This is a genomic window from Candidatus Delongbacteria bacterium (assembly GCA_041675285.1).
Taxonomy (GTDB): Bacteria; CAIWAD01; CAIWAD01; order CAIWAD01; family CAIWAD01; genus CAIWAD01.
On sequence record JBAYTZ010000010.1, the window covers coordinates 68,528 to 82,123 of the forward strand.

Sequence of the window (13,596 nt, forward strand, 5' to 3'; positions counted from 1 at the left end):
ATGCCGGACGCCGCCAGCCTGGTGGGCCAGGACATCCTCTTGCGCAGCCTGCGGCGCGCCGTCCAGCGCGACCAGTTGGCGCATGCCCTGATCTTCCAGGGGGAGGAAGGCCTGGGCAGCGAGGCGGCCGCCTGGGCCCTGGCCCGGATTCTGCTCTGCCAGCAGGGCGGCCCGGAACCCTGCGAGGCCTGTCCCGGCTGCCGTAAATCGCGCCTGCTGGACCATCCCGATCTCTATGTGGTGATGCCCCTGCCCAGCCTGCCGCCGGGCCAGGAGGAGGTGGATCCGGCCGTCCACTTCGCGGACAAGTACGTGGCAGCCCTGGCGGCCTGGGCCGCCAATCCCCTCTTGCCGCCGCGCCCGGACTTCGAGCGGGACAAGGAGTCCGAGTCCGTCCGGCATCGCCAGATCCAGGTGGCCCAGGCGCGCTACCTGAAAAAGTGGGCCGCCCTGCGGCCCTTTGAGGGCCGCCACCGGGTGGCCATCGTGGTGGAGGCCGAGCGCATGGGCGTGCAGACCCAGAACGCCCTGCTCAAACTGCTGGAGGAACCGCCCGAGCAGCTCATCCTGCTGCTCTGCACCCAGCAGCCCGAGACCCTGCTGCCCACCATCCGCAGCCGCTGCCAGAGCCTGAACCTGCGCCCCGTGCCCCTGGACCGCCTGGCCGAGTGGCTGGAGGAGCGCGGCGCCGCGACGGCCTCCGGACTGTCCCCCCGCGAGCTGGCCCAGTTGGCCGGCGGGAATCCGGGCCGGGCCCTCAAGCTGGCCGAGGAGCGTGGCGCGGGCGACGAGGAGGACGTCTGGCAACCAGCGGGCTTCCTGCGGGACGTGCTGGCCGCGCACAGCGACGGCCTGTTCCAGCGCATCACAGCCATGGACGCGGCCCGCAACCGGGAGCGCCTGCGGCGCTTCCTGGGCGACCTGCAGACCTGGCTGCTGGACGCGGAGTTGGTGCGCCGCCTGGGTCCCGAGGCCCAGGAGCGCGTCTTCCACGCGGACCAGTTCGACGATCTGGAGCGCTTTTCCGCCCGTGTCGGCCTCAAGCGGCCCGACGTGGTGCTGGAGCAGCTCAGCGAGGCGCAGCGCCTGTGCGAGCGCAACGCACACACCTACACCCTGCTGCTCACCCTGGCGCACTTCCTGCGCCGGGAATGCGTGGCGCATGGCAGAAAGCAGACGGCATGAACTTCTTCGAGATCCAATTCAAGGGCAACCGCCGGGCGGCCTTCACCAACCCGATGGGCTTTCCCGTCAAACTGGGCGATCACGTGATCGTCAACGCCGAAAAGGGCGAGGACCTGGGACGCGTGATCCAGGTCAGCGAGGTGGACCGCATTTCCCAGGAGGAGGAGCGCGACCAGGTGCGCACCATCGTGCGCAAGGCCAGCCCCCACGATTTCCAGCGCAAGCGCCGCAACCTGCAGCGCGAGAACCGCGCCGAAGAGGTCTGCCGCCGCCTGGTGACCGACCACAGCCTGCCCATGAAAGTGATCAACGTCGAGTATCAGCTGGACGGGAAGAAGGTCACCTTCTTCTTCACGGCGGAGGGCCGGGTGGACTTCCGCACCCTGGTGCGGGACCTGGCGGGCGAGCTGCGCACGCGCATCGAACTGCGCCAGATCGGCGCCCGGGACGAGGCGCGCAAGTTCGGCGGCTTCGGCCCCTGCGGCCAGCGCCAGTGCTGTAGCACCTGGCTCTCGCGCTTCGACCCCGTCACCACCAGCATGGCCAAGGAGCAGAACCTGCCCCTCAATCCGGTGAAACTCTCCGGCAACTGCGGGCGGCTGAAGTGCTGCCTGCGCTACGAGCTGGACTTCTACCGTGAGGAGCTGAAGCGCTATCCGCCGCTGGAGCGGGCCGTGGAGACCCTGCGCGGCGCCGTCTTCATCGAGAAGATCGACATCTTCAACGAGGACGTGCTGATCCGCTACAGCACGGGCGAGCTGGAGTCCGTCTCCCGCGAGGACCTGCTGCGCCTGATGGATTTCGACGCGGCGGAGAACCACTGCGAGGGCGCCTGTCACCGCGAGGGCGTCAGCGCCGAGGAACCAGCCGTCCCCGGCGTGCTGGTGGCCTCCGCCAAGCCCCCGCGTGAGACAGCGCGCGAACCGCAGCGCGAGGCGCCGGCGGCGGAGCCCGACGACGAGGAGGACGGGGACGCGGAGTCCGCCGACGAGCCCGCCGAGGCCGGCAGCCCGGAGGGCGGCGCGCCCGCCGGTCCGGACGACGAGGCCCGCAAGCGGCGGCGCGGCCGGCGCGGCGGGCGGCGCAACCGCAAACCGGGCGAAGGCGCCTGAGCAACCGAAGCCATGCACCCCGTCCCGGCCCTGCCCCTGGGAGGGGCAAGGAGATTCCGTGAAGCCGTTCTACATCACCACGCCGATCTACTACGTCAACAGCGACCTGCACCTGGGCCACGCCTACACCACGGTGCTGGCGGACGTCTTCACGCGCTACCACCGACTGCTGGGGCGCGAGGCCTTCTTCCTGACGGGGGACGACGAGCACGGCCAGAAGGTGTTGGAGGCCGCCCAGCGCCAGGGCGTGAGCCCCCAGGAGCTCTGCGACCGCATGTCCGTCCGCTTCCGCGAACTCTGGCAGCGCCTGAACGTCGACTACAGCCACTACATCCGCACCACGGACGAGACCCACGTGGCGCTGGTGAGCGCCATGCTGCAGCGCCTGCACGACGAGGGCCACCTCTACGCGGCGGACTACGAGGGCCAGTACTGCGTGCCCTGCGAGCGCTTCTTCACCGAGAAGGATCTGCAGGACGGCAACTGTCCGGAGTGCGGGCGGCCGACGGAGCTGCTCAAGGAACGCAATTGGTACTTCCGCATGTCGGCCTTCCAGGAGTGGCTGATCGCCCACATCGAAGGCCACCCGGACTTCATCCTGCCCCAGAGCCGGCGCAACGAGGTGCTGGGCTTCCTGCGCCAGCCGCTGCGCGACCTCTGCATCTCGCGCAACAAGGAGCGCATGAGCTGGGGCATCGAGCTGCCCTTCGACCGCGACTACGTGTGTTACGTCTGGGTGGACGCGCTGCTCAACTATGTCAGCGGAGTGGGCCTGGGCCACGATCAGGCGGGCTTCGACCGGCACTGGCCGGCGGACCTGCACCTCATCGGCAAGGACATCCTCACCACGCACTGCGTCTACTGGCCGACGCTGCTGCACGCCCTGGGCCTCGAGCAGCCGCGCAGCTTCCTGATCCACGGCTGGTGGCTGGTGGGCGACCAGAAGATGTCCAAGTCGGTGGGCAACGTGGTGCAGCCGCTGGACCTCATCGACCGGGTGGGCGTGGACGCCTTCCGCTTCTTCCTGATCCGCGAGATGGTGCCCTGGAACGACTCGTCCTTCGGCCCCGAGCTGCTGGTGAAGCGGATCAACACGGACCTGGCCAACGACCTGGGCAACCTGCTGAGCCGTGTGACAAATCTCGCGGCGCGGCATTTCGACGGGCAGCTGCCCCCGGCCCAGGGCGGCACGGGAGAGGGAGTCCTGCGCCGCTCCGCCGAGGCCCTGCTGGCCGGGCTGCCCGCCCAGCTGCAGCGCGGCGATCTCTACGGAATCGTGGACCAGGTCTTCGGCCTGCTCAAACTGGGCAACCAGTGGATGGAGCAGACCGCGCCTTGGAAGCTGGTCAAGGCCGATCGGGCCGCCGCCGGCCCGGTCCTGGCCGACATGGCCGAGGTGCTGCGCCTGACGGCCTGCCTGCTTGCCCCGGTGATGCCCGAGCTCTGCGCCCGGTTGCTGGAGCGCCTGGGCATCCCGGGCACGCCGACCCTGGCGGACCTGGCCTGGCACGAGATCGGCGTGCGCCGGATCCAGCACGGCGACCCGCTGGTCCCGCGCATCGACGAGGAGGTCTTTCTGGCCGCCCTGGCGCCCGTGCCCGGGCTCGCGGCACCGAGCGCGCCGGTGCCGGCCGCGGTGGCCGCGCCGGCCGCCGCGCCGGCCTCGACTCCGGCGGCGGACGAGGGCCTGATCGGCTTCGCCGAGTTCGGCCGCGCCAAGCTGGTGGCGGCGCGGATCCTCACGGCGGAGCGCGTCAGCGGCGCGGACAAGCTGCTGCGGCTGGAGATCGACTGCGGCGACGCCGAGCCGCGCCAGATCGTGGCGGGCATCGCGCTGGACCACGCGCCGGAGGGGCTGCCCGGCCGGATGATCTGCGTGGTCCGCAATCTCGAACCCGCGAAGATCCGCGGCATCGTCAGCCGGGGCATGCTGCTGGCCGCCAAAGGGCCGAACGGGCTCGCGCTGGTGAACCCCGGGGACGTCCCGCCGGGCACGCCCATCGGCTAGCCCGACTCGACCCTCCACCACAGAGGCACAGAGACACAGAGTCGAAGAGTCATAAAGACCAAGATTGCGTCTGTTTGGTGAGGTGAAGGCCGCAGGCCTGAACCAAAACCTGGTGGTGACGGCGTCAGGCCTGACCGGCCGTCCGGAACCAACTACGCGGTTGCAGGAAGCCCAAACTCCGGCCAGCGGAAGGCCACCGCGAGGTGGCCTGACTCTGGCCGTTGAGAAAAGGCTCTTTCTTTGGGCGTCTTTCTTTGAGCCAGCAAAGAAAGACGCGAAGACTTGGCGCGTTGAAAGCCCTGATCAAGCGCTACCGGGGAGCGAGGCTCCAGAAAGGACAGCTGTGGGCAACCTGCTTCACGAGGCGATTCTGCGGGGCGGACAAGCCGTCCTGCTGCTGAAGTCCGGGCGCGTCACCCTGTCCAGCCCGCGCTTTCACGAGCTGATCGGCCGCGGGGCCGAGGAGCTCGCCGGACTGGACGTCGCGACGCTGCTGCAGCCGCCGCCCCACGCCGGGGAGCTCCAACTCTGCCAGCTCCTGCGGGACAGCGGCCCGCTGGACGTGAACTGCACCGTGCTAGCGGAGGGCGACGACCTGCTGGTGCGGATGGAGGAGCGCGGCCGCCCGGACAGCCGGGAACTGGCCGAGCGGCTGCAGACCGTGCTGGACATCTCGCGCAAGATGGCCGGCGCCTCCGACATCCAGCAGATCATGCAGGAGATCACCCGGGCCAGCCACAACCTGGTGGCCGCCAACGACACCACCATCTACGGCCTGCACGCGGACGGCGACCGCCTGATCCCGCTCTTCACCGACGACCCCAACTACTCGGACGTCACCATGACTTTCGAGATCCCGCTGGGCACGGGTCTGACGGGCCACGTGGTGCAGACCGGCCGCGCGGCCATCGTCAACGATCCCGAGAGCAGCGAGCTGGTGGTCCAGGTGCCGGGCACGCCGGAAGAGGTCAGCGAAGTCCTGATGAGCGTGCCGCTCAGCGCCGGGGACCGCGTGCTGGGCGCCATCACCATCACGCGTCCGCTGGAGCGGCCCTTCTCCGAAAGCGACCTGGAGATCATCAGCATCCTGGCCGGTCAGGCCGCGGCCCTGCTGGCCCAGGTCGAGCTGGTGCGGCGCATCGCCGACTCCGAAGCGCGCTACCGCTCGCTGGTGGAGAACGCGGGCATCGGCCTGTTCCGCCTCAGCCTGGACGGGGTGGTGGAGGCTGCCAACCCCTACCTGCGGCGCGTGCTGGGCCTGGGGCCCGAGGATCCGGTGGATTCGCGCCGGATCTGGGGCAGCGAGCGGGCCTGCCAGGCCTTCCTGGAGCAGTTGAGCCGGGACGGTTCGGTGGTGGAGGCCCACGCCACCACGCTGAGCACGGACGGCCGCATGCTGGAGCTCCGCATCTCCGCCAGCCACACGCCCGGAGGCGAGGCCATCGAGGGCAGCCTGGCGGACGACACGGATCGGCGGCGGCTGGAGCTGGAGAACCAGGGCCGCCTGGTCTTCCTGGAGAACCTGCTGGCCCAGCTGCCGGTGGGGCTGGTGATCCTCGAGCCCGGTGGCCGGGTGCGTCACCACAACCCGGTCTTCGCGCGCCTGCTGGGCCTGCCGGACGGGGAGGTTCGCGGGGAGCACGTGTTCAACCGGCTCCTGCGGGACATTCCCGAGCTGCATGCCCTCTGGATCCAGACCCTGCGCCGGGAGAGCGGACGCATCGAGGAGCTGGCCCTGCCGCCCTCGCTGTTCGACGATTCCACCATCAGGCACATCTCCGCCACCACCGTGCCCGTGAGCAACCAGGCCGGCGTGTTGACGGACGTGGTCTTCCTGCTGGAGGACGTCAGCGAGCGCCGCGCCCTGCGCAACCAGCTCATCCAGTCCCAGAAGATGGACTCGGTGGGCAGCCTGGCCAGCGGACTGGCGCACGACTTCAACAACATCCTCTCGGGCATCCTGGGCAACACCCAGTTCCTGCGCCGCCAGTTGGAGCGCCACCCCGAGGCGGACGAGCCGCTGGACACCATCGAGCGCTCCGTGGGGATGGCCGCCCAGCTCACGCGCCAGCTGCTGGGCTTCGCCCGGCGCGACAACGACACGCTGGAGCTGATCGATCCCAATCCGGTGGTGACCCAGACCCTGGACCTGTTCCGGCGCGGCCTCAAGCCGGGCGTGCGGCTGGAGGAGGAGTTCACCGCGGGCCTGCCGCGGATCCTGGCCGACCCGCTGCAGGTGGGCCAGGCGCTGCTCAACGTGCTGCTCAACGCCGTGGACGCCACGGGCGAGAGCGGCGTGATCAGCGTGCGCACGCGGCTGCGCCACCTGGAGGCCGAGGGCCCGGGCGGCGGGGAGGCGGCCGTGGGCGGACCCTGGCTGGAATTCGAGATCCAGGACACGGGGGCGGGCATCCCCGAGGACATGCTGCCCCGGGTCTTCGATCCCTTCTTCACCACCAAGGCCAAGGGCCAGGGCAGCGGCCTGGGCCTGGCCATGGTCTACGCCATCCTCCAGCGCCACGGCGGCCGGGTGGAGATCCAGTCCCGGGTGGGCTTCGGCACGCGCATCCGCCTGCACTTCCCGATCCCGCGGGCGGAGGGAGCCGAGTCCAGCACGCCCGCCCGGCGCGCCGGCGATTCCCCCACGGCGCAGATCTGGGTGGTGGACGACGACCCCGTGCTGCGCGACATGCTGCGCCGCATCCTGGAGAGCCTGCATTACAAGGTGCGGACCTTCGAGACCGGGCAGGAGGTCCTGGAGGCCGTGAGACACGAGCCCGCCGCGGCCGACCTGTACTTCCTGGACGTGCTGATGCCCGGCATGTCCGGCGTGGAGCTGCTCCAGGAGCTGCGCGGCCTCCGGCCGGATCCGCACGTGATCTTCTGCTCGGGCTACACGCGCTCCCAACAGGGCGGGTTGCTCGAGCTGCCCGGCGTAAAGGGCTTCATCGAGAAACCCTTCTCCATCGCCTCGCTGTCCACGCTGGTGGCCGAGGCCCTGCGCTGATCCCCCGGACCGGCGCTCCTCCTGCAAAGCAAACGGGCGGCCCAGGCCGCCCGTTTCGTGTCGTGTCCGTTCGCCCGGCCTCAGCGCTGCCGGCCGGCCCTGGCGTCCGCCGCAGGCAGCAGCACCAGTTCCAGAGCCTGTTCCACGCGGTCCAGGCCGTGGATCTCCAGCTCCGCGCGGATCTCCTCCGGGATCTCCTCCACGTCCTTCAAGTTGTCCCGCGGCGCCAGGATCACGCGGATCCCCGCGCGATGCGCGGCCATCACCTTCTCGCGCAGGCCGCCGATGGGCAGCACCTTGCCGCGCAGGCTCAGCTCGCCGGTCATGGCCACGTCGTGGCGCAGCGGCCGCCCGCTGAGCAGGCTGACCAGGCAGGCCGCGATGGCCACGCCCGCCGAAGGTCCGTCCTTGGGCGTGGAGCCCTCGGGGAAATGCAGGTGCAGGTCCGTGCCGCGGTTGAAGTCCGCGGGCACGCCCAGTTCGTCGGCGTGGCTGCGGATGAAGCTGAGCGCGATCTCGCCGGATTCGCGCATCACTTCGCCCAGGCTGCCCGTCAGGCGCAGCCCGCCGTTGCCCGGCATGGCCGTGGCCTCGATGAACATCAGCGCGCCGCCGAAGGGCGTCCAGGCCATGCCCGTGGCCACGCCGATCTCCGGGGCCCGGTTGGCCGTCTCGGGCAGGATGCGCTTGTTGCCCAGCAGTTCGCGCACCGTGGCGCGACCCGCGCGCAGGCGCAGCGCCTCGCCCTCGGCCACCCGGCGCGCCACTTTGCGCGCCACGGAGCCCACGCGCTGCTCCAGCTGGCGCACGCCGGCCTCTCGCGTATACTCGTCGATGATCACGCGCAGGCCCTCCGGCTGGAAGGACAACTGCGACTTGTCCAGGCCCGAGGCCTCCAGCTGGCGCGGCACCAGGTAGCGCCGGGCGATCTCGAGTTTCTCCGTGGGCAGGTAGCCGGGCAGCTGGATGATCTCCATCCGGTCGCGCAGCGGGCTGGGAATCCGCTCCAGCTGATTGGCCGTGGCGATGAACATCACCTGGCTCAGGTCCACGGGCACTTCCAGGTAGTGGTCGGCGAAGGTGTGGTTCTGGGCCGGATCCAGCACTTCCAGCAGCGCGGCGGAGGGGTCGCCCTTGACGTCCGCGCCCAGCTTGTCGATCTCGTCCAGCATGAAGACCGGGTTCATGCAGCCGGTCTCGCGCAGCTTCTGCACGATGCGCCCGGGCATGGAGCCCACGTAGGTGCGGCGATGGCCGCGGATCTCGCTCTCGTCGTGCACGCCGCCCAGCGCCAGGCGCACGAAGCGGCGGCCCAGGGACTCGGCGATGGACTTGCCCAGGCTGGTCTTGCCCACGCCGGGCGGGCCCACGAAGCAGAGGATCGGGCTCTTGCGCCCGCCGCCGGTCAACTTGCGCACGGCGATGTACTCGAGGATCCGCTCCTTGACCGCCTCCAGGCCGAAGTGGTCGCGGTCCAGCACGCGCCGGGCGCGGCCCACGTCATGCCGGTCACGGTCGCGCTCGTTCCACGGGAACTGGGCCAGCCAATCCACGTAGGTCCGGGCCACGCCGTACTCGGCGGAGGCCGTGTTCATCCGGCCCAGCCGGCGCACCTCGCGCTGGCCGGCCTCGCGCACGGGCGCGGGCAGGTCCTCGGCCGCGAAGCGCCGGCGCAGCTCCTCCAGCTCCACCTGGGCGTCCTCGTCCTCGCCCAGCTCGTGGCGGATCACCTTGAGCTGCTCGCGCAGGTAGTATTCCTTCTGGTTGCGGTCCATGGCGTTGGCCAGGTCGTCCTGGATCTTGCGCGAGAGCTCGGCCAGTTCCACCTCGCGGCGCAGCAGCTTGAGCGCCGTCTTGGCCCGCTCGCCCACGTTGAGCTCGCCCAGCACGCGCTGGCGATCCTCCACGCTGAAGTTGAGGTTGGCGCTGACCAGGTCCGCCAGCCGGCCCAGATCCTTGACGGAGCGCAGGGACTGGCGCAAATCCTCGCCCACCCAGGTGTTGAGTTGGCAGTAGTCGTCGAAGGCCTTGAGCAGGGCCTTGCGGTAGCTCTCCGTGCGCACGTTGGTCCGCAGGTCCTCCGTGTGACGCTCCACGCGCACCAGCAGATTGGGGCTGCGCGAAACCACCTCGCGGAAACTCAGGCGGCCCACGCCCTGCAGGAGCAGGCCCATCGAGCCGTCGGGCACGCTGAACATCTTGAGGATCTGGGCCGCGCTGCCCACCGGGGCCAGGCGGCCGTTCTCGTCGTTCTCCTGCTTGAGGAAGATCGCCAGCAGGCGGTCGCCGCGCAGCACCTCCTGCACGGCGTGGATCTGGCGCGGATCGTTGATCACGTGGGGCAGGATCACGCCCGGGAAGACCACCACGTCCGTGACCGGCAACAGGTGCAGGATCTCGGGGATGACGACCGGGGTCTTGCTCTCCACGGCTTCCGGCAACTCGGTTCTCACTGCCCGTCCTCCTCGCTCCAGTCCACCACGCCGCCGTCCTGCCGCGGGATGCGGACCACCAGGAAGCCGTCGCGATACTGGGCCGCCACCTGATCCATCAGCAGGCCCGCGGGCAGCTGGATGCGCCGCTCGAACTCGCCGACGGGGATCTCGAGGGTCAGGTAGCGGTCCTTCTCGAACTCCACCGGCTCGCGGCGCGTGCCCTGGATCACCAGTTCGCCCTCGCCGGCGCCCAGGCGGATGTCCTCCCGCTTGAGGCCGGCCAGTTCCATCACCACCACCAGCTCGCCGCGGCCCATCACCACGTCGGCGGCCGGCACGAAGGCGCCGCCGCTCTCGCTGGTCTCGTCGTGTCCCGCCAGCAACTGCTTGAATCTCCGCTCGAGCTCCGGATTCATGCCGCGCATCTGCTCCAATTGTCGGCGATCAAAGACGTGCATGTCAGCTCCTGTCTGGCTGATGGTCCGGAACCCGTCCCCGCCGCGGAGTCGTCCCGGCGGCAGCAATCATGATCGGCGTGAAAGGGCCGGAGATTCAATCCCGGCCCGCGCTTCCCGCCATCAGCGCAGGAAGGGATTGCCTGTGATGGGCGGCGGCGGTCCCTCGGCCAGCTGCCGCTCCAGCAGATCGATCCACTCGGGCAGCCGGCGCCGGTCGGCCAGCCGGAAGGCGGCGGCCTCGTCGGCGGGCAGCCCCAGGTGTCCCAGCAGCCCGGGCAGCAGGCGGCGCGCCTCCTGCCAGTCCAGATCCGCCACCAGCGAGCGCAGCAGCGCGGCCAGCAGCTCGGCCCCTTCCCGCGGGGCCGGGGCCGCCTCGCCCCGGCAGAGGCGGAAGATCCAGGGCAGGGTCAGGGCGGCCCGCCCGATCAGCACGGCCTCGAGGCCCGGGTGCGCGGCCAGGGCGGCCTGGGCCTCCGCCGCCGTGCGCAGATCGCCCACGGCCCAGAGCCGCGGTCCGCCGGCCGGCAGGTGGTCCAGCAGGCTCCAGTCCGGCTGTTCTACATAGGCCCCCGACAGCGAGCGCGGATGCAGGCAGAACCAGTCCAGCCCCGCCTCGGCGGCCAGTTCGTGCAGGATCAGGAACTGCCCGTCGCCGGGCAGCTGGCCGCTGCGGCACTTGATCCCGGCCGGCAGACCGGAGGCATCGCGCAGCACCATGAGCAGCTCGCGCAGCTCGGGCCAACGGCCCAGCAGCGCCCCGCCGCAGCCCCGGGCCACCAGCGGCGCGGCCGGACAACCCAGGTTGAGTTCCACGCCCTGGAAGCCCAGCGGCGCGGCCAGGGCCGCGGCCTGCCTCAGGATCTCGGGCTGGTTGGCGAAGAGCTGGAGAATCTGCGGGCCCGGCGCGGCCTCCCGCGCGGCGCGGCGCAGGCTCCCCGGGGATTGACGGGCCAGACCCTCGGCGTCCACCAGGCCGGTGCTGGCCGCGCCCGCGCCCTGCTCCAGCAGCAGACGGCGCACGCCGGACGTGGTGAAGCCCGCCATGGGGGCCAGCAGATAGGGGGATCGCAGGACAAGCGGAGGGTGCATGGCCCAAGGTAACAGGCCGCCGCCGGAATGAGGAAGGGCCGCGCGGGCGGCCCTGGGTTGCTTGGCGTTCGGCACGAACACGTCAGCGCGTGATCTCGCCCACCAGGCTGCGCACGCGGTCCCGGGCGGCCTGGATGCCTTCGCGGATCTGTTCCAGGGCGGAGGTGCGCTCCTGCATCTCCTGCTGGTGCCGGGCCTCGCTGAGGATCTGCCAGGCCGGGTCCATCTCGATCTGCCAGAGGTTGTCCTCGCCCAGGCAGCTCATGGCCTCGTCCTTCACCAGGTGGTTGGCCAGGCGCACGCAGGCCACCAGCAGCGCGTGGGGGTCCTTGGAATCCATGCAGTGGTGGTTGCGGATGGCCGAGCGCAGGCTGTCGGGCAGCTCCCACTTGGCGGCCAGCACGGCGCCCACCTCGGCGTGATCCAGCCCCAGCAGCTTGGTCTCGGCCTCGAAGAGCGGCAGCCCGCGGCGGTTGGTCAGTTCCAGGCAGTCCCGGAACTCGGCGTGGAAATGCTGGTCCAGCACCACCTTGCCCACGTCGTGGAGCAGGCCGGCCGTGAAGTCCACCCCGCGGAATTCCAGGTTGAAGTAGCTGGCCACCCGGTGGGTGAGTTCCCCCGTGCCCACGGAGTGCGACCAGAAGAGTTCCTTGTCCAGGATGCGGTCCTTGGCGAAGATGTCGTCGAAGGAGCGCATCACGGAGATGGTGGTGACCAGCCGGTGCAGCTCCTTGCCGCCCAGGATCACCATGGCCTGCTGCAGGCTGTCGATCTGCCGCGGCCGCCCGTAGATGGCGCTGTTGGCCAGTTTCAGCACGCGCGCCGTCAGGGCCGGATCCTGCTGGACCAGCTCCATCAGCTCTTCCATGCTGTAGTCGTCCTCCGCCAGCAGGCGCAGCATCTCGGACACCACCCGGGGCAGCGAGGGCAGGGTGTCCAGCGTGGAGATGCGCTCCAGGATCCGCTGGCGGCGCTCGTGGTCCAGCTTGCGGCTCTCGATCATCGGATCGCTCCCAGCATGGCCCGGATGCGCTCTCCCAGCTCGCTCAAGCGGAAGGGTTTGGGCAGGAAGGTCACGTTGCGGTATTTCGAGGTGTTGAGCACCTGGGTCGCGGAACTGTAGCCGGTCATCATCAGCATGGGCAGGTCCGGCGCCCAGTTCTTGACCTCCAGCAGGAGCTTGAATCCGTTCATGCGCGGCATGTAGACGTCGCTGAGGATCATGTCCGGCGTGCGCGCCCGGAAGACCGTCATGGCCTCCTGGCCGTCCTCGGCCTGGTAGACCTCGTAGCCCTGCAACAGCAGATAGTGCGCGGTCAGCTCGCGGATGTTCTGCTCATCCTCCACCAGCAGCAGGATGGGCACCGCTCCCGGACTCTCGTCGGGCAGCACGCGCCGGCGGATGGCCTGGGCCACCTGGTCCTGCCCGCCGTGGGGCGCGCTGGCGGGCGTCAGCAGGGCGCTGATGTCCTTGGAGAGGCGGCGCAGGGACTTGTCGCCCTCGTCGGGCAGCTGGATGATCCGCAAGCCGGGATACTGGCGGCGCAGCTGGGTCAGGAAACTGGCGTGCTGCTCGGCGCTCCCGCCGTCCACGATGAGGAAATCCGGCAGCGCGCCCAGCGCGGCGACGTTGCGCGAGTCGTCCACCACCAGCGGCTCGGCGCCCAGGTCCGCCAGGTCCTGCAGCAGGTTCGCCTGCAGGTCCGCGCGGCTGAGCAGCACCTTCACCAGACAGGGAACGGGTTCGCCGGGGGCCGGGGGCGGCGCCGTCCGCACGGGGGCCGGACGCGGCGCGACGGGCGCCTCGGGGATGAAGGGTTCCGGCGACTCGCGGTGGGCCGGAGCCGGTGTATCCTGGCGCAGGAATTCCTCCGCCCGCTGCTTGAGGGCGTGCAGGCGCTCCAGCAGGAAGTCCTCGGGCGTGTTGCGCGGCAGGTACTCGGCCAGTTGGATGCGGTTGAGTTGTTCGCGTTCCTGGCGCAGGGACTCCCGGTCCGCCGGGTCCGCCGCGCCGATCACCACCACGCCCCCCGTCGCCATGCGCGGGAAAATCTCGCGGATCATGGTCAGGGCCACGGTGACGTCGCGCCTCTCCTGGCGCAGGTCGAAGATCACCACTTCGGGCTGCGCCTCGCGGTAGGCGGCCAGGGCGCCCTTGCCCACCGGAAAAAACATCGCCTTCCCCAGCCCTTCGTCGTGGACCAGGCCGGCCATCCGGTCCGCCCAGGCGGCGTCGCTGCTGATGAGATAGATCCGTGTTTGTGCCACTGTCAATCTGATCCTGCTTCAAGCGTGGTGACAT

At 70.2% G+C, this 13,596-nt stretch carries 9 protein-coding genes; 4 read left to right on the forward strand and 5 right to left on the reverse strand.

Annotated elements, in window-relative coordinates:
- From WC326_10985 to WC326_11000, 4 genes are all read left to right on the forward strand, one after another.
- The gene (locus WC326_10985; protein ID MFA7331583.1) at window positions 1–1,185 is read left to right on the forward strand and encodes a hypothetical protein; all 1,185 of its coding nucleotides are present in this window, start codon (window positions 1–3) and stop codon (window positions 1,183–1,185) included.
- Window positions 1,182–2,297 (forward strand): regulatory iron-sulfur-containing complex subunit RicT, encoded by a 1,116-nt coding sequence (ricT, locus tag WC326_10990; protein MFA7331584.1) that lies wholly within the window; start codon window positions 1,182–1,184, stop codon window positions 2,295–2,297. The genes WC326_10985 and ricT overlap by 4 nt, the downstream gene beginning before the upstream one ends.
- A 58-nt stretch (window positions 2,298–2,355) precedes the next feature.
- On the forward strand, window positions 2,356–4,305 hold the full coding sequence (gene metG / locus WC326_10995; GenBank protein ID MFA7331585.1) for a methionine--tRNA ligase: 1,950 nt from the start codon (window positions 2,356–2,358) through the stop codon (window positions 4,303–4,305).
- 343 nt (window positions 4,306–4,648) lie between these two features.
- Window positions 4,649–7,312: an ATP-binding protein gene (locus WC326_11000; GenBank protein MFA7331586.1), complete on the forward strand. Its 2,664-nt coding sequence runs from the start codon at window positions 4,649–4,651 to the stop codon at window positions 7,310–7,312.
- Between the two features lie 80 nt (window positions 7,313–7,392).
- Here the strand turns inward: WC326_11000 and lon are convergent, their stop codons facing one another.
- The 5 genes from lon to WC326_11025 all read right to left on the reverse strand — a co-directional run bounded on the left by lon (window position 7,393) and on the right by WC326_11025 (window position 13,562).
- The gene (lon, locus tag WC326_11005) at window positions 7,393–9,765 is read right to left on the reverse strand and encodes an endopeptidase La (GenBank protein MFA7331587.1); all 2,373 of its coding nucleotides are present in this window, start codon (window positions 9,763–9,765) and stop codon (window positions 7,393–7,395) included.
- The gene (locus WC326_11010) at window positions 9,762–10,205 is read right to left on the reverse strand and encodes an Hsp20/alpha crystallin family protein (GenBank protein ID MFA7331588.1); all 444 of its coding nucleotides are present in this window, start codon (window positions 10,203–10,205) and stop codon (window positions 9,762–9,764) included. The genes lon and WC326_11010 overlap by 4 nt, the downstream gene beginning before the upstream one ends.
- A 120-nt stretch (window positions 10,206–10,325) precedes the next feature.
- Complete coding sequence (locus WC326_11015; GenBank protein ID MFA7331589.1) at window positions 10,326–11,294, reverse strand: tRNA-dihydrouridine synthase family protein; 969 nt, start codon at window positions 11,292–11,294, stop codon at window positions 10,326–10,328.
- 82 nt (window positions 11,295–11,376) lie between these two features.
- On the reverse strand, window positions 11,377–12,297 hold the full coding sequence (locus WC326_11020) for an HDOD domain-containing protein (protein ID MFA7331590.1): 921 nt from the start codon (window positions 12,295–12,297) through the stop codon (window positions 11,377–11,379).
- Window positions 12,294–13,562, reverse strand: a complete 1,269-nt coding sequence (locus WC326_11025; GenBank protein ID MFA7331591.1) for a response regulator — start codon at window positions 13,560–13,562, stop codon at window positions 12,294–12,296. The genes WC326_11020 and WC326_11025 overlap by 4 nt, the downstream gene beginning before the upstream one ends.
- Window positions 13,563–13,596: the final 34 nt, after the last annotated feature.